Below are 20,003 nucleotides of genomic sequence, written 5' to 3'. Positions count from 1 at the left end.
GTTTGGGGCAGACCGCTTCAGGGCGTTTCCGGGTTTCTAAAGCTTTTACCTCGTTGGCCTCCGCCGGTAGGACGTTCTTTTTTATTACCCGTTCTCTGATATATGTTCGTGTGGGTCGTCGGCTTGGGCTGGCGGCCCACACGGGTTTTGGCCAATAACCCGCAGGACGTTTTGCATACCCAGGCCGGTGAGCTTTACACACTGCTGATTGAGGTCCAACCATGGCTTGGCGTACTTCATTGGCGGCCTGCCTTACATCAATGTACGGGAGAAAATGAGGACCGCTCCTAAGCTATGTGCATGGCATCAGAGCGGTCATAACACTATCAGAATACCACAAAAAAGCAGATATGTGCGTCAAACGGGCTATAGGCCTATAACCCGATACCCTTGGTATTCAGGCGTTTTTCTTCGGGATAACAATGCGGAGAGTTTGTTCTTCCCGCTCACCATTTTTACAGCGTCCTCGTAAGCCTTTCGCATCTCAGGGTCTTTCAGATTATCGGGGTTATAGGCTAAAAGTAGGGTTTTAGGCCAATAGCCCAAATGACCTGTAAATCGCGCGGAAGCCGGGCCCCACGCCAACGCAGGGACATCCGGCTTCCACTTCCTTGCCTTCGCAAAGGTAGGCATAGCCTCAGCATATCGGATGACGGGGAACCGCGCAACTTGCGGGCGGGCGTTGCGCCGCAGGTATGTGGCGGTATCCGACCTCATACCCCAGGTTTTACAACACAAAAAGTAGGGGCCCGAATCCGAAGATCCGAACCCCTACTAGCCCTTTTCTGTCGCCTGCGAACGACCAATCGCATCCCTGAAAGAATGCATGAAGCCAATAAATTAATTGAATTATCATTAATCCCGCTGGCACGGGGTCTGATACGTTCTGAGGCTTTTCAACCTCAACGCCAATCGTATCGGGCGTCAGCTTCGTTTAACGCGAGGGCCACACGCGGAGGACCACGGAACAGTCGTTCTCGAGGCCTCGGAAACCACTATACGCCATTCGAGTATTTTGCGGGTCGGAGCCTCGGCAAAATTGAAAGAGCTGCTTTGCTCGATATCCTGATATTCAGGCGCTTTTCTTCCGGAATAACAATGCGGAGAGCTTGTTCTTCCCGCTCACCATTTTTACAGCTTCCTCGTAAGCCTTTCGCATTTCAGGGTCTTTCAGATTATTGGGGGTTATAGGCTAAAAGTAGGGTTTTAGGCCAATAGCCCAAATGACCTGTAAATCGCGCGGAAGCCGGGCCCCACGCCAACGCAGGGACATCCGGCTTCCACTTCCGTACCTCCTCGAAGGCAGGCTTACTGATAAGTATATCGAATGAAAATGAGGCACGCAACCTGTAACTGTGCATTACGCCGTGAGCGCACTTGTGACATCCTCTCAGTCGACTCCGATGGTGTAGGTCTCGCAGTCGTTGAGCACGGGTCCCTGCCAGTCATCGGCGCCCATTACGCCAAGCACCTGGTCGGGGAGCCAGAGCCTGGCGTCGGATCTGCCGGTGAGCAGATCATAGTCCATTTTTTTGATGAAGCCTCGAGAACGTATCCCCTGCACGAAGAGCATCTCCTGCCTGTCCTGCTTGGGGTTGCGGGCCTCCATGAACAGCCGGTCCACTCCGTACTGGTGCTCCAGGATGGGCAGAAGGGTCTCGAGGCATTTGCGCCGGGCGCGCTCGGGGCGGATCGTGTGGGGCAAGGGTTCGGCGCAGACGACGACGTGCCGGAGTCCCAGTCCGTTGATGAAGTCGACCGACTTGCGCCGTTCGGGGTCGGTCATGTTGTACCAGTGGGCCTTCTTCTGGTGGAACAGCCCGTGCTCCTCGAACCCGTCGCGCACGGCCGTTTCGTCGAGGTTGCACAGCGTCACGCCGACCATGTAGCGGCCTGGCCCGGAGTCCTGGGTGCGCATGCTTTCGTCGCCCCAGGCGAGCCTGATCCGTCTCCTCTTCCTGCGCGCCATCGCCGCCTCCTTCGTCCCGCCGCATCGCGTATTGCATTCGAGTCTACCGCCAGCCCGGGAGCCCGCATGGTCATACAGGTCGTTATCTCTGTCCTATATGGTGAACCCTGGCCCTGTAAAACAGGTTTTTCATAGCTCGATGTTTTTAGGTGTTCGGCGTGTCTAATTATTTTGTCGGGGAAATTTTTGAAAAAATTTTGGGAATTTTCTTAAAACGTTATACATAGATAGGTTGGCGGGAGACAGTCGGATGGTGGGGCGGTGAGTGGGCAGATACGGCGTGGGTGGCCGAAGTGTTGCAGTACAAAGCGTTCGGTGTGGAATAGACAATCTGTGAAACAGTGTTGCCGTTGTTTTGCAAATCAATGATTATTGTCTGAATATTAAAATTGTGAGAGTCGTATTAAACGTTTGAAAGAAGTGATTGTGTTTCGTTAATTAGGCAGAAATGCGGTGCTCGTGTCCGACTCGTGTTACAGTTTTGCGTGTCTGAAGTGTAGTTCCGCACTGGGGTGGTTTGAGGTGCGGGTGTTCCTATTGATACAGGGAGAAGAAGGATGATGTCTCGTTTTACAGAGTGGTTGCGCGGCTTGCGTGACTTTGCCTCGCATCGCGGGGGGGGGGTGCGTTTAGGGCTCTAGTTTGCCTTGTGGCGGGTGTGGCGATGGTGCTGCCCGGCACGGCGACGGCGGTCGAGCCCGAGAGCGGGCAGGCCTCCCGGCAGACGCAATCACAGTCACAATCTTCTTCAGCCAAGCAAAGTCAGACAGCGTCGCCTGGCGAATCTAGGCAAGGGCAGTCACAATCTTCTGAATCTTCGCAGCTGGGGTCTCAGGAGTCTTTGCTGAAGGGCAGTCGGGGCGACGCCTCCGTGAAAAACGGTTTGCACCCGCGTGGCGGTGTCGGCCTGCGGTCTGGTTGCTACCCCCCATATTCCACATTTGCCCAGTGCTTCCCTGACACGAGCCTTGCCAATGGGATTTCAGCCGAGTGGAATTATATGAAATGGCATTACGGAGCCCCTGCCCCTAGTTCACTTTTCGATCCGAATGACAATTTGTCCCATATCTATGTCGCCATGTGGGGTGGAGGGAATAACGGCAATGATGTGACGAATATCGAAGGCATGCAATATCTGACCGCGACAACATCGTTCGATGCCGGTTCTCATTGGCGGGTGTCGGATTATTCGCCCCTGTCGGGCATGACGGTTTTGCATACTCTCAGTTGGTCGAACTCGTATACGTCCAATGATGATGTGGCGCGGTTCGTGAGTGCGTTGTCCGGGCTGTCTAATCTGAGAAGCCTTGATTTCAGCGGTAATCAGGTGTCGGATTTCTCGTCGTTCGGGAGTCTGTCCCATCTGACGAATTTCAACGGTGCCGGCCAAGTTGCGACTGCGACCGCTTATGATGATGGCCAGTATGTGACGATGTCGACGGCGAGGAATATCGACGGGACGTTCATCACGCCGTCGAACATCAGCCCGTCGAATGGCTCATATGATTCCGCTGCTCATGTGGTGCGTTGGCCTTCCGGTACCACCAGCCCCAAGTTCGATTTCGCAGGCACGCTTCCCGGCGGTGTGACCGGCAACGCTCCCGCAGGCACGGTGACGGGTGATCCGGTGACGCATGTCACCGGCCACCCGACAGTGCGTTTCGATTCGCAGGGCGGCAGCGTCGTGCCGGACCAGACTGTGCCGTGGGGCGGTACGGCGCATGCCCCGGCGAACCCGACGAAAACAGGATGTACTTTCGGTGCCTGGCATACAGGTAGCGCGACGGGCCCGGTGTACGGTTTCGACATCGTTTACACCACGCCGACCACGGTGACGTTGTACGCCTCCTGGGTTCCGGCCCATTACGATGTCACATTCGACACGAACGGCGGCACATGGGACGGCGCTGCGCAAAGCCCGGTGTCCACAGAGTATGATGCGACGATCTCCGAGCCGGCGAACCTGTCGCATCTGAAGGCCCCGGCGCACAAGCAGCGCAGTGGCTGGCAGTATCGCAAGACGAGCAGCAGCGACGACTGGGCGACGTTCACGTTCGGCAGCACACACATGCCCGACTGGCCGATCACGGTGCGGCCGGTTTGGGAGGGGATTCCGCACCAGCTGACCTATGACGACAACGGCGGTACGTGGACGTCGATGCCGGGCTCGCCGGTTGCGGTGGGCGAGGATGAGACGGTTTCGGCGCCCTCGCTGACCGGCTTGAACGCTCCGGAGAACAAGCACCAGGATACGGTGACGAGCGGCTGGGAGTACCGCAAGACGGGTGCTCCCTCCACTGATCCGTGGTTGGAGTTCAAGTTTGGTGTGACGCATGTGCCGGCTTATGACATCACGGTGCGGCCGAAGTGGGTGACCGACCAATACAATGTCAGCTATGCCGCGGGCGACGGGGCCTCGTGGTCTTCGATGCCTTCGGGTTCGACGGCGTACGATTATGGTTCGACGATTCCGACGGAGCCGCCGACGACGGGTATGACTGCCCCGGCTCACAAGCATCGTGACGGCTGGGAGTATAAGGCCTCGACCGGCGGCTGGAACACGTTCACGTTCGGCGCCCCCGGCACCGGTACGGTGATTCCCGCCTCGAACATCACGATCCGCCCGAAGTGGGTTATGGACCAGTTCAATGTCTCCTATGAGCAAGGCGAGGCCACGTGGGCTCCTGTGCCGAGTGCGGCGCCGTATGATTACGGTTCGACCATCGCCAACGCCCCTGCGACCACGGGCATCTCTTTCCCGGCGCACAAGCACCAGGATGGCTGGCAGTATCACAAGACGGGCAGCAGCGACGAATGGGTGACCTATACGTTCGGCAGCACCACCCTTCCGGATCATCCCATTACGATCCGTCCGCATGTGGTGTGGGATTCCTATGACGTCAAGTACGAGGCCGGCGAAGCCACGTGGGGTTCCGTGCCTTCGGGTACGACCTCGCACGATTATGGTTCGACCATCGCTACGGCCCCGAACACCACGGGCATCAGCTTCCCGGCGCACAAGCACCAGGACGGCTGGGAATATCGCGAGACCGGTGGCAGCGGCAGCTGGGACACGTTCACGTTCGGCACGGGCGGCTCAGCCACCACGATTCCGGCGCACAATATCACGATTCGCCCGCATGTGGTCTATGACAAGTACCAGGTGCGCTACGAAGACGGCGGCGGCAGCTGGGCCTTGATGCCTTCCGGCACCACCTCTTACGATTACGGCTCCGTCATCCCGAACGAGCCGAACATCACGGGTATCACTGCTCCGAGCCACAAGCATCGTAACGGTTGGGAGTATCGCGAGACCGGCGGCAGCGGGGAATGGGATACGTATATGTTCGGTTCGACCACGCTTCCCGACCACAACATCACGATCCGCCCGAAGTGGGTCTTCGACCAGTACGCCGTCTCCTACGAGACCGGCGATGCCAACTGGCCTGGCGTGCCGCCGACCGCGACCCAGTATGACTATGGCTCGACCATCGCCGACCCGCCTGCAACCGGCGACCTGACCATTCCGGCGCACAAGCATCGTGATGGCTGGGAGTATCGCAAGACCGGCAGCAGCGACAGCTGGGTGAAGTTCACGTTCGGCACGGGCGGCTCCGCCACTACGATTCCGGACCATCCCATCACTATCCGTCCTCGCGTGCTTTCCGACCAATACGACGTGTCGTATGAAGCGGGCCCCGGCGCGACATGGGGTTCCATGCCGACGGGCACGACCTCCTATGATTACGGTTCGACCATCCCCAACGCGCCTACCACGGGTGACCTGACCAGGCCGACGCATAAGCATCAGGACGGCTGGGAGTATCGCGAGACCGGCAGCAGCGACGACTGGGCGAAGTATACCTTCGGTTCAACCACGCTTCCCGCGCACAACATCACGATTCGTCCGAAGTGGGTCATGGACCAGTTCGACGTCTCCTACGAGCAGGGCGAGGCCACGTGGGCCGGCGTGCCGACTGGTACGACTGCGCATGATTATGGCTCGACCATCGCGTCCGCGCCTTCGACCGCAGGCATCACCTTCCCGGCAAACAAGCGTCAGGACGGCTGGGAGTTCCGTGAAACCGGCAGCATGGCCCCGTGGGTGACGTTCACGTTCGGCACCGGCGGCTCGGCCACCACGATTCCGGATCATGCCATCACGATTCGTCCGCACGTGGTGTGGGATTCCTACGACGTCAAGTACGAGGCCGGCGAGGCTACATGGTCTGGCGTGCCGACAGGTACGACCTCGCACGATTATGGTTCGACCATCGCGTCTGCCCCGAACACCACGGGCATCAGCTTCCCGGCGCACAAGCATCAGGACGGCTGGGAGTTCCGAGAGACCGGCAGCAGCGACCCGTGGGCGACATTCACGTTCGGTACGGGCGGTTCCGCCACCACGATCCCGGCGCACAACATCACGATTCGTCCGCATGTGGTCTTCGACCAGTACATGGTGACCTACCAGCGCGGCGAGGCGACCTCGTGGGCTGGCATGCCAACGGCCACGCGCTACGATTACCATTCGCAGCTGACCGCTCCGGGCACCTCGGACCTGACCGCTCCGCAGCACAAGCACCATGACGCCTGGCAGTATTCGCAGGACGGCGGCGCGAACTGGAATCCGTTCACGTTCGGCACCACTCCGGTGCCGGCGCATGACATCCTGATCCGTCCGACGTTCGCGTGGGACCAGTACAACGTGTCCTACGAGACGGGCGACGCCAGCTGGCCGGGCGTGCCGCCGACCGCGACCGCGTACGACTACGGCTCAACTATCCCCAACGCTCCAGGCACCGGCGACCTGACGGTCCCGGCGCACAAGCACCGCGACGGCTGGGAGTATCGCGAGACCGGCAGCAGCGCCCCGTGGACGAAGTATACCTTCGGTTCGACCACGCTTCCTGCCCACAACATCACGATTCGTCCGCGCGTGCTCTCCGACCAGCACAATGTGTCGTATGAGGCCGGCCCCGGCGCGACATGGGGTTCCATGCCTCCGGGCACGACCGCGTATGATTACGGCTCCACCATCGGTTCCGCGCCTGGCACAGGCGACCTGAACGCGCCTTCGCACAAGCAGCAGTCCGGCTGGGAGTACCGCAAGACGGGCAGCAGCGATGACTGGGTGACATATACGTTCGGCGCCACCACGCTTCCGGATTACGACATCACGATCCGCCCGCATTGGATCTGGGTGCAATACAACGTCTCCTATGAGCAGGGCGACGCGACGTGGGCTTCCACGCCTGCGACCGTGGGCCACGACTATGGTTCGACCATCGCATCTGCTCCGAACACGACGGGCATCACCTTCCCGGCGCATCATCATCAGGATGGCTGGGAGTACCGCGAGACCGGCAGTATGGCCCCGTGGACGACGTTCAAGTTCGGCACCGGCGGCTCGGCCACCACGATTCCGGACCATGCCATCACGATTCGTCCGCACGTCGTCATCGACCAGTTCACCGTGAGCTATTCCAGTGGTGACGCGACATGGCCTTCCGTGCCAACGTCCACGACGCAGCATGACTACGGTTCGACGATCCCGTCCGCCCCGCCTACTGGCGACCTGACTGTTCCGGCGCACAAGAACTGGAACGGCTGGGAGTATCGCGAGACCGGTGGTAGTGGAAGCTGGAACGCGTTCGCGTTCGGCTCCACCACGATTCCGGATTACAACATCACGATTCGTCCGCATGTAGCTTGGGACCAGTACCGCGTGGGTTATGAAGCGGGTACGGGTGCCTCGTGGGCCACGATGCCTACGGGCACGACTCTGCACGACTATGGTTCCGTTATCGCATCGGCCCCGTTGACCTCCGGTATCGTCGCTCCGGCGCACAAGCACCAGGACGGCTGGGAGTACCGTGCTTCGTCCGGCGGCTGGCAGGACTATACGTTCGGCTCGACCACGATGCCCGATTCGGACATCACAATCCGGCCGAAGTGGGTGACTGACAAGTTCCCCGTCTCTTACGAGCAGGGTGAGGCTACATGGGCTTCCGTTCCGCCGACCCCGACGCAGTATGACTACGGTGCGACCATCCCGTCCGCACCGAATACGACGGGCATCAGCTTCCCGGCGCATAAGCACCAGGACGGTTGGGAGTACCGCGCGACCGGCAGCAATGACACTTGGGCGACGTTCACGTTCGGTTCGACTCAGATCCCGGACTACGCCATCACCATTCGTCCGCATGTGGTCTTCGATCAGTACCGCGTGGGTTATGAAGCGGGTACGGGTGCCTCGTGGGGCTCAATGCCTACGGGCACGACCCTGCACGACTACGGTTCCGTCATCGTGTCCGCGCCTCCTACCGGTGACCTGACCGCTCCGACGAATATGCATCAGGACGGCTGGCAATACCGCGCTTCGTCCGGCGGCTGGCAGGACTACACGTTCGGCTCCACCACGATGCCCGATTCGGACATCACGATTCGCCCGAAGTGGGTTGCCAACCAGTACCGGGTCAACTATGAGGCCGGTGACGGCGCGACATGGTCCACCATGCCAACGGGTACGACCCCGTACGCCTATGGTTCCACCATTCCAACGCCACCGTCGACCTCCGGTATCGTCGCCCCGGCGAACAAGCGTCAGGATGGCTGGGAATATCATCGCGCCGGCAGCAGTGCCGCATGGACCGACTTCACGTTCGGTACCGGCGGTTCGGCCACCACGATTCCGAACTACAACATCACGATTCGTCCGAAGTGGGTGTTCAATAAGTACGGCGTGTCCTACGAGACCGGTGACGCGACATGGCCTTCCGTGCCGACCACCACGACGCAGCACGACTATGGTTCCGTCATCGCTTCGGCCCCGCCAACCGGCGACCTGACCGTTCCGGCCCACAAGAACTGGAATGGTTGGGAATACCGCGAGACCGGCAGCAGCGCTCCGTGGACGACGTTCACGTTCGGCGTGACCACGATCCCGAACCATGCCATCACCATCAGGCCTCACGTGCAGTGGGACCAGTACCAAGTCTCCTACGAGACGGGAGACGGCGCAAGCTGGCTTTCCATCCCCGGTGCGAGCCCGTACGACTACGGTTCGAAGATTTCGTCAGCCCCCGGCACCAGCGACCTGACCAACCCGGCCAACAAGCATCAGGATGGCTGGGAGTTCCGCAAGACGGGTAGCAGTGACGAATGGGCGAAGTATACATTCGGCTCGACCACGCTTCCGGCGCACGACATCACGATTCGTCCGCATTGGGTGACCGACCAGTACGCGGTGGGTTACGAGTCCGGCGACGGCGCGACGTGGCCTGGCAGGCCTACGGGTACGACCGCGTATGACTACGGTTCCACCATTGCGAACGCCCCGTCTGTTGCGGGTATCGTGGCCCCGAGCCACAAGCATCGTGACGGCTGGGAGTATCGCGAGACCGGCAGCAGCGCCCCGTGGACCACGTTCACGTTCGGCACCGGCGGCTCGGCCACGACGATTCCGACACACAACATCACGATTCGCCCGCATTGGGTGACCGACCAGTTCGACGTCTCCTACGAGGCCGGTGCTGGCGCGACATGGAGCCTGATGCCTAGCGGCACTACCGCTTATGACTATGGTTCCACCATCCCGACTGCTCCGTCTGTTGCGGGTATCGTGGCCCCGAGCCACAAGCATCAGTCCGGTTGGGAGTATCGCGAGACGGGCAGCAGCGACGACTGGGCGAAGTATACGTTCGGTTCGACCACGCTTCCTGCTCACAACATCACGATCCGCCCGAAGTGGGTTATGGATCAGTTCGATGTCGGTTACGAAGCCGGCGACGCGACTTGGTCCAGTGTCCCGGTGGGCACAACCGCGCACGACTATGGTTCGACCATCGCTTCCGCTCCGTCGACTTCCGGCATTAGCTTCCCGGCGCACAAGCACCAGGATGGCTGGGAGTATCGCGAGGCTGGCAGCAGCGCTCCGTGGGTGACGTTCAAGTTCGGCACCGGCGGTTCCGCCACGACGATTCCGGATCATGCCATCACGATTCGTCCGCATGTGGTACTCGACCAGTTCAACGTTGGTTACGAGACCGGCGAGGCCACGTGGTCCGGCGTGCCTGGAAGCACGACCGCGTATGACTACGGTTCCGTCATCCCGAACGCTCCGAGCACTGCGGGCATCAGCTTCCCGGCGCACAAGCACCAGGACGGCTGGCAGTACCGCAAGACGGGCAGTAGCGACGAGTGGGCGACGTATACGTTCGGTTCGACCACGCTTCCGGCCTACGACATCACGATTCGTCCGCATGTGGTCTTGGACCAGTTCAACGTGGGCTACGAGCTCGGCGACGCCACTTCATGGTCGTCGATTCCGCTCGGCACCACCGCGTACGACTATGGCTCGACGATTTCCACGGCTCCCGGTGTCGGTGATCTGACCGCCCCGGCGCATAAGCACCAGGACGGCTGGCAGTTCCGTAAGACGGGCAGCAGTGACCCGTGGGCGAGGTATACGTTCGGTTCCACCACGCTTCCTGCGCACGACATCACGATTCGTCCGCGTATCGTTTTTGACCAGTTCAACGTGAGCTACGAGAACGGCGGCGGCACGTGGGCTGTGATGCCATCGACTCCGGTCGCGCACGACTATGGTTCGACGATCTCCAGTGAACCGAATACTACGGGCATGACCGCTCCGGCGCATAAGCACCAGTCCGGTTGGGAGTATCGCAAGACCGGCAGCAGCGACGCGTGGGTTGCGTTCGAGTTCGGCACCGGCGGTTCCGCCACGACGATTCCCGACCATGCCATCACGATTCGTCCGCACTGGGACTGGGACCAATACAACGTGTCGTACGAGGCTGGCCAAGCCACTTGGCCCTTGATGCCGACGACTCCGACCGCCCATAACTACGGTTCGACCATCGCTACGGCTCCGAACACCGCGGGCATCAGCTTCCCGGCGCACAAGCACCAGGATGGCTGGGAGTACCGCAGGACCGGCGGCAGCGGCGACTGGGCCAGGTACACGTTCGGTTCCACGACGCTTCCGGATCATGCCATCACGATTCGTCCGCGTGTGGTCTTCGACCAGTACCGTGTCAGCTACCAGCAAGGCGACGGCACCTGGGCTTCCATGCCCGGCGGCACGACCCTGCACGACTACGGTTCCACCATTGCGACGGCTCCTGCCACCACAGGCCTTACCGCCCCGGCGCATAAGCATCATGCCGCGTGGGAGTATTCGCAAGACAACGGCACGACCTGGGCCGGCTACTCGTTCGGCTCCACCGCGATGCCGGCGCATGACATCATCATCCGCCCGACCTTCGCGCTCGACCAGTACCGCGTGGGCTACCAGCTCGGCGACGCCACGTCGTGGGGTTCGATGCCTGCGGTGTCGCGCCACGACTATGGTTCCGTCATTGCTTCGGCCCCCGGCACCGTAGATCTTGCCGCTCCGGCGCACAAGCACCAAAGCGGCTGGGAGTACAAGACCACGTCCAGCGGCTGGCAGGCCTTCACGTTCGGCACGACCACGATCCCGGCTTCGGATATCACCATCCGTCCGGCCTTCGCGCTCGACCAATACAACGTGACGTACGACGCCGACGGCGGCATCTGGGCAGCCATGCCCGGTACGTCTCGGCACGACTACGGTTCGACCTTGGTCGAGCCTGCCGGCGGATACACCAAGACCGGCTTCCTGCCTCGCGGCTGGGAGTATTCCACCAACGGCACGGATTGGAACGCGTTCACGTTCGGTTCGACCACGATGCCTGCGCATGACATCACGATCCGTCCGGTCTGGAAGGCACAACTGACCATCACGTTCGACGTCGAGGGCGGTGCCGCAATCGCGCCGCGCATCGTCGCCGAGGGTGACAAGTTCGGCCAGCTGCCAACGCCGACCCGTACCGGCTACCGTTTCGACGGCTGGTTCGTGGAGAGCATGCTGCGCAGTCTGGTGCCGTATGACCCGAACGCGACAATCTCCGGCAACGTCACCGTGGTGGCGCAGTGGACGAAGATTGCGCCTCCGGCCCCGAGTAACCCTGTGGTGACGACCCCGCCGAGCTCCGGCTGGCTTGAAACGCCCGAGGGCCACCAGTGGCTGCCATCGCAAGAGGGTCAGCATTGGCTCAGCACTCCTCAGGGTCATCAGTGGGTCTCCAGCGATCCGGGTCACGCCTGGCTCCAGACACCCGAAGGCCATAGCTGGCTGAACACCCCGAATGGCGGTGCATGGCTGGCTACCCCCGGCGGCCACCAGTGGCTCGGCACGAAGCCGGGTCAGACCTGGGTCTCTTCGACTCCCGGTCTTGCTTGGCTGAATACGCCAGCTGGCCAGGATTGGCTGAAGACTCCAGAGGGTTATGCTTGGCTTGCCACGCCTGAGGGCCGGAAGTGGCTCGCGTCCCGGCCGAAGCCGAAGGTCGTGGCGACCACCGGCTCGGATGTGGCAGTGCCGATGGGCCTGATGGTATCCGCCCTGGTCATGGCACTCGGCCTGCAGCTCATCCGCAGGCGCCGCCGTGACTAGGTGATTAAATACTGGCCGCGCCACACACACCCAACCTAGGCGCGGCCTCAGCTGGCAACTGCATCTTGCCGGCTCTTCTAGGGCCGGGCGCTGTCCGAAGGAACCGGGGTTCTGCCCCTAACGTTCCTTCAGACAGCGCCCGGCTTTCTTTATTTCCGCGGCGGCATCGAGGGGGATGGGCCGAATTAACTGCCGTTGGCAAGCCATGTTTTCGGTGTTTTATCAGTTGTCCGAAGAAATGATATGTAAAAATCCGCGTAACCATAGCATGTGGTCACACGGATTTTATGTATATATATGGTCGATATGTTGGTTACCGCCCGGCGCTGGCTTTCATCAGGGCGTCGGTCAGGTACTTGCCGCCGGCCATGACGTACGGGGCGTAACGACGGCCGGGGGAGGGGCCCATGCGGCCGGAAGGGCCAGAGATGGAGATGGCGGCGATGACCTGGCCGGAGGAGTTGCGAATCGGCGCGGAAACCGAGCAGACGCCTTCTTCGCGTTCGTTGACGGAATCGGCCCAGCCGCGGCGGCGGACGGTCGCCAACGTGGAAGTCGTGAATTTGGCGTGGCGCAAGCCTTGATGTAGCCGCTCGGAATCCTCCCAGGCGACGAGGATTTGCGCGGCGCTGCCGGCCTGCATTGAAAGCATGGCACCCACCGGGATGGAATCGTGCAGCCCGCTGGCGCGCTCGACGGCGGCGATGCAAACGCGTTGGTCGCCTTGGCGGCGGTAGATCTGCGCGGATTCGCCGGTGCGGTCGAGAAGCGTCTGAAGGATTGGTCCGGCGGCCGTGAGCAAACGGTCTTCACCAGCGGCGGTGGCCAGCTCGGCAAAACGCGAACCCAGAATGAAGCGACCATGTTGATCGCGAAGTACGAAACGATGACGTTCCAGCGCAATGGCCAAGCGATGTGCAGTCGGGCGTGCGAGCCCGGTTGCTGCGACGAGTTGACCTAATGTGGAAGGCCCGCTTTCCAGGGCCTCAAGAATCTTGACAGTCTTATCGAGGACCCCGACCCCGGAATGAATCTCGTCGTGAATAGAAGCGCGATTCGAGTTTTGGGCAGCATTGCCGGTTGATTTGGGCGCGCGTGTGGTCCGCGCCGCTTGGGGATCCTTTGATAATGAGTCCATACATGAATATTATACAGTGGGGTCTATCATCTCATTCATCTCACGATATGGAACAAAGATGTCCATATTGTTGACAAACGCCGATACTCGGAAATGCACATCACCACAAAAATCCGCGTGGCTGAAGTATTGACGGAGGGGCGGCTCCAAAACCAACGATAGGAGGTCGTATGGCAAGCACATTGGCTGAAAAAGTCTGGGCCGATCACCTGGTGTACCAGGGCAAAGACGGTGCCCCGGACCTGATCTATATCGACCTCATGCTCATGCACGAGGTCACCAGTCCACAGGCGTTCGAGGGCCTGCGACTGGCCGGGCGTAAGCCGCGCCACACCGACCTGCTCATCGCCACCGAAGACCACAACACGCCCACGGTCGACATCGACAAGCCCAATCCGGACAAGACCTCCGCCAAGCAGCTGAGCACGTTGGAGAAGAACTGCAAGGAATTCGGGGTGCTGCTGCATCCGCTCGGCGACGCCGATCAGGGCATCGTCCACGCTTTCGCGCCCAACCTCGGCCTCACGCAGCCTGGCATGACCATCGTCTGCGGCGATTCCCACACTTCTACGCACGGTGCGTTCGGGGCGCTCGCGTTTGGTATCGGCACCAGCGAGGTCGAGCACGTCATGGCTACGCAGACCTTGTCGCTCAAGCCGTTCAAGACCATGGCCGTCAACGTCGAAGGCGAACTGCCGGAAGGTGTCACCGCCAAAGACATCATTCTGGCCATCATCGCAAAAATCGGCATCGGCGGCGGGCAGGGCCACGTCATCGAATACCGCGGTTCCGCGATCCGTTCGCTTTCCATGGACGCACGCATGACCATTTGCAACATGTCCATCGAGGCAGGCGCCCGCGCGGGCATGATCGCCCCCGACGAGACCACCTTCGAGTACTTGAAGGGCCGTCCGTACGCGCCGACTGGTGAGATGTGGGACAAGGCCGTGGCCTATTGGAAGACGCTCAAAACCGACGACGACGCGAAATTCGATAAGGAAGTCACCATCAACGCAGCTGACCTTTCGCCTTACGTCACTTGGGGTACCAACCCCGGCCAGGGCGCACCGATTAGCGCCGATGTGCCCGACCCGGCCGATATCGCCGACGCCGAGCAGCGTCAGGCCACGCAGTCCGCGCTTGAGTACATGGGCCTGAAGCCGGGAACGCCGATCAAGTCGATTCCGGTGGACACTGTCTTCATCGGATCCTGCACCAACGGCCGCATCGAGGATCTTCGTGCCGCCGCGTCCGTGATGAAGGGCCATCACAAGGCCGATTCCATCCATCGTGTGCTGGTCGTGCCGGCCTCATCCCGCGCCCGTCTGCAGGCGGAGGATGAAGGACTCGACAAGATCTTCAAGGACTTCGGTGCGGAATGGCGCAATGCCGGCTGCTCGATGTGCCTTGGGATGAACCCGGACAAGCTTGTACCCGGCGAACGTTCGGTTTCAACCTCGAACCGCAACTTCGAAGGCCGTCAGGGCAAGGGCGGGCGCACGCATCTGGCCTCGCCGCTGGTCGCCGCCGCCACTGCCATCCGCGGCACGATTTCCAGCCCCGCTGACCTGTGATTGCTTAAGCCGTGCGCTCCCACATCCGCTTTCCATCTGGCCTTTTCGGCTTAACTGGTGATTTGCGACGCTTTCGGGCTGTTTGGCGTCGTGAATCCTCTGCTACGGCTTCTTGCTGGGTGATTTGCGACGCAAAAGCAGCTTTAAGCGTCGCGAATTGCCTGTTAGAGAGCTAGGGCGGAATGAGTCGGATTTGAAGAATCGACGGATTGGACAATGGAATAGGTTGTGCATCTCTAATCGGCTAGTTATATATACATTGAAATTGAAGGAAGAAATATTATGGAGAAACTTACGCAGGTCACCGGCGTTGGCGTCCCGCTTCGGCGTTCGAACGTCGACACCGACCAGATCATTCCGGCCGTCTTTTTGAAGCGCGTCACCAAGACCGGCTTTGAGGATGCGCTGTTTTACGCGTGGCGGCGCGATCCGGACTTCATCCTGAACAAGCCCGAGTATCAGAACAAGGGCAAGATTCTGGTCGCCGGCCCCGATTTCGGCATCGGTTCGTCGCGTGAGCATGCGGTTTGGGCGCTGCGCGACTACGGATTCCGCGTCATCATCAGCCCGCGCTTCGCGGACATTTTCTACGGCAACACCGCCAAGAACGGCGTGCTGGCCGCCATCATGCCGCAGGAAAGCGTTGAGCTGCTGTGGAAGCTCTTGGAAGAAGAGCCCGGCCGCGATATGACCGTCGATCTGAAGGAACGCACCGTTACCTGCGGCGACGTCACTTTGCCGTTTGAGGTCAACGATTACACGCGTTGGCGCCTGATGAACGGCTATGACGACATCGATCTGACGTTGCAGCACGAGGACGCCATCGCCGACTACGAAAAGATGCGCGCCCAGCGCTTCCCGTTCAAGCCCAAGACTCTCCCCGCGAAGCATGCTCCGGAAGAGCCCGTCAAGTCCGCTCGTCCGGTTGATGATTCGTCGTGGACCGGACCGTTGAAGGCGTAGTCCTGTGGGCTACGGCTAGGTTCTGCGTCGCCTCGCGATTCTCGAGCGAGGTGACAAGGAATTGAGTCCGCTTCGTAGAAGCGGTCAAAAATTGCTGTTCCGGGCCAATTAAGGCATAGAACTATTCCCATTTAAACTTGCGCGATTTCGTCATTTCGATGAGATCGCGCAAGATTTTATTTGTCGTAGACCTATCGCAGAAACTGAGACAGTAATAATAATGTCTGAATATCGGTGAAAATGGCGGCTTTCTGCGGTTTTGAGCGCCAAACCATACAAAGCGGAAAAGTCCGTTCGGCCTCGGGCGCATTTTAGGCCAAGCTTTACCGAGTCACCACAACCGTTGTGGCACACTATGTAGTAGTAAGCTCAGGTGTTAGAGAGCCGACGAAAGAGGTTGATTTTGGCAGATACTACAGATGACGTCCTGCACGTCGAAGGCGGAAAGCCGCTCAACGGCACCATCAAGGTGCGCGGCGCCAAGAATTTCGTGAGCAAGGCCATGGTGGCCGCTCTGCTCGCGCCGGGCGTCTCCATGCTCAAGAACGTCCCCGAGATTCGCGACGTCCACGTCGTCTCCGACCTCCTGCGCTTGCACGGTGCGACCGTCGATTGGGACGACGCCAAAGGCACGCTGCGCATTGACGCGACCAACGTTCGTCTTGCCGATGTGGCCGATGTGGACACGCTTTCCGGCTCGTCCCGCATCCCGATTCTCTTCTCCGGGCCGCTGCTGCACCGTTTGGGTGAGGCGTTCATCCCGCAGCTTGGCGGGTGCAACATCGGCGGCCGCCCGATCGACTTCCATCTGGAAACCTTGCGTAAGCTCGGTGCCAACGTGGACAAGGAACACCACGACGGCATTCATATTACAGCCCCCAACGGCTTGCACGGCGCGAAGATTCACCTGCCGTACCCGTCGGTAGGTGCGACCGAGCAGACGCTTCTGGCCGCTGTTCAGGCTGAGGGCAAGACCGAGCTTTCCGGCGCCGCCACCGAGCCTGAGATCATGGACCTGGTCGCCGTCCTGCAGAAGATGGGCGCGATCATCTCCGTCGACGTCGACCGCACGTTCCGCATCGAAGGCGTCAAGGAGCTCAAGGGCTTCACCCATACTGCGCTGACAGACCGTATCGAGGCCGCTTCCTGGGCTTCGGCCGCGCTCGCGACGCATGGTGACATCTTCGTCAAGGGTGCCACGCAGCCCGAGATGATGACCTTCCTCAACGTCTATCGTAAGATCGGCGGCGAGTTCGACGTCACCGACGAAGGTATCCGTTTCTGGCATCCGGGCGGGGACCTGAAGCCTGTGGCCATCGAAACCGACGTGCATCCCGGCTTCATGACCGACTGGCAGCAGCCGCTTGTCGTCGCGCTCACCCAGGCCAATGGCCTGTCGATCGTGCACGAGACCGTCTACGAGAACCGCTTCGGCTTCACCAAGCCGCTGATCAAGATGGGCGCGACCATCCAGCTTTACCGCGAATGCCTTGGCAGCCTGCCGTGCCGCTTCCAGCAGCGCAACTACAAGCACTCCGCCGTCATCTTCGGGCCCACGCCGCTCGAAGGGCGCGACATCGACGTGCCGGACCTGCGTGGCGGTTTCAGCCACCTCATCGCCGCGCTCGCGGCCAACGGACCGTCGAACGTGCAGGGCATCAGCCTGATTGATCGCGGTTACGCTGATTTCCGTGGCAAGCTCGCCGCCCTCGGCGCCGATTTCGACTGACGGCCTGCTTTCCCTATTTTTGCAATCTCCTCGCTGGATATTCCAGTGGGGAGATTTTCTATGTTCGGCAGAAATTTTGAGACAAAATAAAGTAAATCTGTCTCTAAAGAAGATGCGAGAAAATTGTTTAATGATCGTCGTTTCAAAAAATAAATGGCGTATCACAACATGAGGTATTACGCAAATCGCAAGCTGGCGGAGACATCTCTATCCCCATGTTGTACACAGAGTTATCCCCATGGTGTGGATAACTCTGTGCATTGTCCCCAGTGACACGCCCAAAATGTGGATAACGGATTTTCTTATCCACAGACAAAAGTCCGTGCGTGTCGTCATGTAAGCGCTGTAGAAAAGGATATCCGCAATTCCGATGGCGCTTTGATAATGTGACGAATAATGATTGCCGAAAATAGGACTTTTCCCGCACTTCCCACACATTTATGCGGGAAACAACCTATTTAGAAGTTCTAAATGCGACTTTTCCAGCATAAATGTGTGGGGAGTGCGGGGGAAACGCATTTTGCAGTGTTGTAGAGCTTTGGGAGGAAGCGGGGCCGAAACGCTGACTTTTTACGGTGATTTGGTTAAGCTTGACGGCATGGCAGACGGAAATTCTTGGGACACAACGCGCTCGGGCGGCGACTTCAATTCAGGCAAGTTCAACAGCGACACCTCGGCGAACAATACGACGCTTTTCGACCGCGTGCCACCGCATGACGACGACGCGGAAATGGCCGTATTGGGCGGAATGCTGATGAGCAAGGACGCCATCGGCGAGGTCTCGCAGATGATTGATGTCTCCGATTTCTACCAGCCCAAGCACCAGACCATTTACGAAGCAATCATCACCCTGTTCTCCGCCTCAGAGCCGGTGGACGCGGTGCTCGTCGCCAACGCGTTGCTCAAAGACGGCAACCTGGAAAAGGTGGGTGGCGCCGATTATCTGCATAGCTTGGTGGCAGCGGTCCCGACCGCAGCAAATGCAACGTATTATGCCGAAATCGTTCATCAACGTGCCATCCTGCGCAACGTCATCGCCGCCGGCACGAAAATCGCACAGCTCGGTTATTCCGCCGAAGGCTCGCAGGCCGAGGACGTGGTGAATCTCGCCCAGTCCGAGGTCTACGAGATGAGTGTGGGCAAGGTGCGGCAGGATTACGAGGCCATCGGCCCGGTGGTTCACGACGCGCTCGACCAGCTCGACGCCTTGCAGAACGGAACCATTGAAAAGGGCGTTCCGACGGGCTTCAAGGGCATCGACGACGAAACGCAGGGTTTGCAGCCCGGCCAGATGATTGTGGTTGCCGGCCGACCGGCGATGGGCAAGTCGACCTTGGGCGTGGATTTCGCGCGTTCGGCCGCTCTGCACAACAACCTGACCACTGTCATCTTCTCGCTGGAGATGAGCAAAACCGAGCTCGCCCAACGTATCATCTCCGCCGAAACCGGTATCCCACTGGTCGCCTTGCGCCGCGCGGACAACGACAGCCTGACCCCGGAACGCTGGAACACGTTGAACGACTTCTGGACGGCCATGCAGAACGCGCCGCTCTTCCTCGACGACAGCCCGAATATGAGCCTGATGGAAATCCGCGCGAAATGTCGCCGACTGAAGCAGACCAACGACCTCAAACTCGTCATCATTGATTACCTGCAGCTCATGAGCTCGGGCAAGCAGGAGGAAAGCCGTCAGCAGGAGGTCTCGGGCTTTTCGCGTGCGCTGAAGTTGCTCGCCAAGGAACTCGAGGTGCCGGTGGTCGCGCTTTCCCAGCTCAACCGTGGCCCCGAAATGCGTAACGACAAGAAGCCGCAGCTCGCCGATCTGCGTGAATCCGGCTCCATCGAGCAGGACGCCGACGTCGTCTTCCTCGTCCACCGTCCCGACTTCTACAACGAAGAGGATCGGCCGGGCGAGGCCGACATCATCCTTGCCAAGCATCGCAACGGCAAAACCGGCACGTACCCGCTCGCTTTCCAGGGTGAGTATTCGCGCTTCCGCGATATGCCGCAGGATTACAACCAGGGGGTCTGATGCAGACTAGATTGTCAATGGGGCTTCAACGAATTACCCGATCAACGTTCGCACAGGGCCGGTGATTATGAATACTCAAGCCAATGCCAACACAACC

The 20,003-nt window shown here is 60.0% G+C and carries 8 protein-coding genes; 6 read left to right on the top strand and 2 right to left on the bottom strand.

What is annotated here, in order from left to right; all coding sequences use genetic code 11:
• The first annotated feature begins 102 nt into the window (after positions 1-102).
• Positions 103-291 carry a hypothetical protein gene (locus OZX72_RS08220; RefSeq protein ID WP_277158210.1) on the top strand — a complete coding sequence of 63 codons (189 nt, stop codon included), beginning with the start codon at positions 103-105 and terminating at the stop codon, positions 289-291.
• Between the two features lie 1,099 nt (positions 292-1,390).
• Here the strand turns inward: OZX72_RS08220 and OZX72_RS08215 are convergent.
• Positions 1,391-1,969 carry a hypothetical protein gene (locus OZX72_RS08215; RefSeq protein ID WP_277158209.1) on the bottom strand — a complete coding sequence of 193 codons (579 nt, stop codon included), beginning with the start codon at positions 1,967-1,969 and terminating at the stop codon, positions 1,391-1,393.
• Positions 1,970-2,618: 649 nt separating this feature from the next.
• Here OZX72_RS08215 and OZX72_RS08210 point away from each other — a divergent pair.
• A complete protein-coding gene (locus OZX72_RS08210) occupies positions 2,619-12,470 on the top strand; it encodes an InlB B-repeat-containing protein (RefSeq protein ID WP_277158208.1) in 9,852 nt (3,283 codons plus the stop codon).
• 313 nt (positions 12,471-12,783) lie between these two features.
• Here the strand turns inward: OZX72_RS08210 and OZX72_RS08205 are convergent, their stop codons facing one another.
• Positions 12,784-13,608, bottom strand: a complete 825-nt coding sequence (locus tag OZX72_RS08205) for an IclR family transcriptional regulator (RefSeq protein ID WP_277158207.1) — start codon at positions 13,606-13,608, stop codon at positions 12,784-12,786.
• Positions 13,609-13,778: 170 nt separating this feature from the next.
• On the opposite strand from OZX72_RS08205, the gene leuC reads away from it, so the two are divergent.
• From leuC to dnaB, 4 genes are all read left to right on the top strand, one after another.
• Positions 13,779-15,182, top strand: coding sequence for a 3-isopropylmalate dehydratase large subunit (leuC, locus tag OZX72_RS08200; protein ID WP_277158206.1), 1,404 nt, complete (start codon positions 13,779-13,781; stop codon positions 15,180-15,182).
• Positions 15,183-15,464: 282 nt separating this feature from the next.
• Positions 15,465-16,145 (top strand): 3-isopropylmalate dehydratase small subunit, encoded by a 681-nt coding sequence (gene leuD / locus OZX72_RS08195; RefSeq protein WP_277158205.1) that lies wholly within the window; start codon positions 15,465-15,467, stop codon positions 16,143-16,145.
• Between the two features lie 403 nt (positions 16,146-16,548).
• Positions 16,549-17,874 (top strand): UDP-N-acetylglucosamine 1-carboxyvinyltransferase, encoded by a 1,326-nt coding sequence (gene murA / locus OZX72_RS08190; RefSeq protein WP_277158204.1) that lies wholly within the window; start codon positions 16,549-16,551, stop codon positions 17,872-17,874.
• 598 nt (positions 17,875-18,472) lie between these two features.
• The gene (gene dnaB, locus OZX72_RS08185; protein ID WP_277158203.1) at positions 18,473-19,906 is read left to right on the top strand and encodes a replicative DNA helicase; all 1,434 of its coding nucleotides are present in this window, start codon (positions 18,473-18,475) and stop codon (positions 19,904-19,906) included.
• Positions 19,907-20,003 lie beyond the last annotated feature (97 nt).

The organism is Bifidobacterium sp. ESL0769 (genome assembly GCF_029395495.1).
GTDB lineage: Bacteria > Actinomycetota > Actinomycetes > Actinomycetales > Bifidobacteriaceae > Bifidobacterium.
The sequence above is the reverse complement of the archived record's forward strand: the minus strand, read 5'-3'. Positions and strand labels throughout refer to the sequence as shown.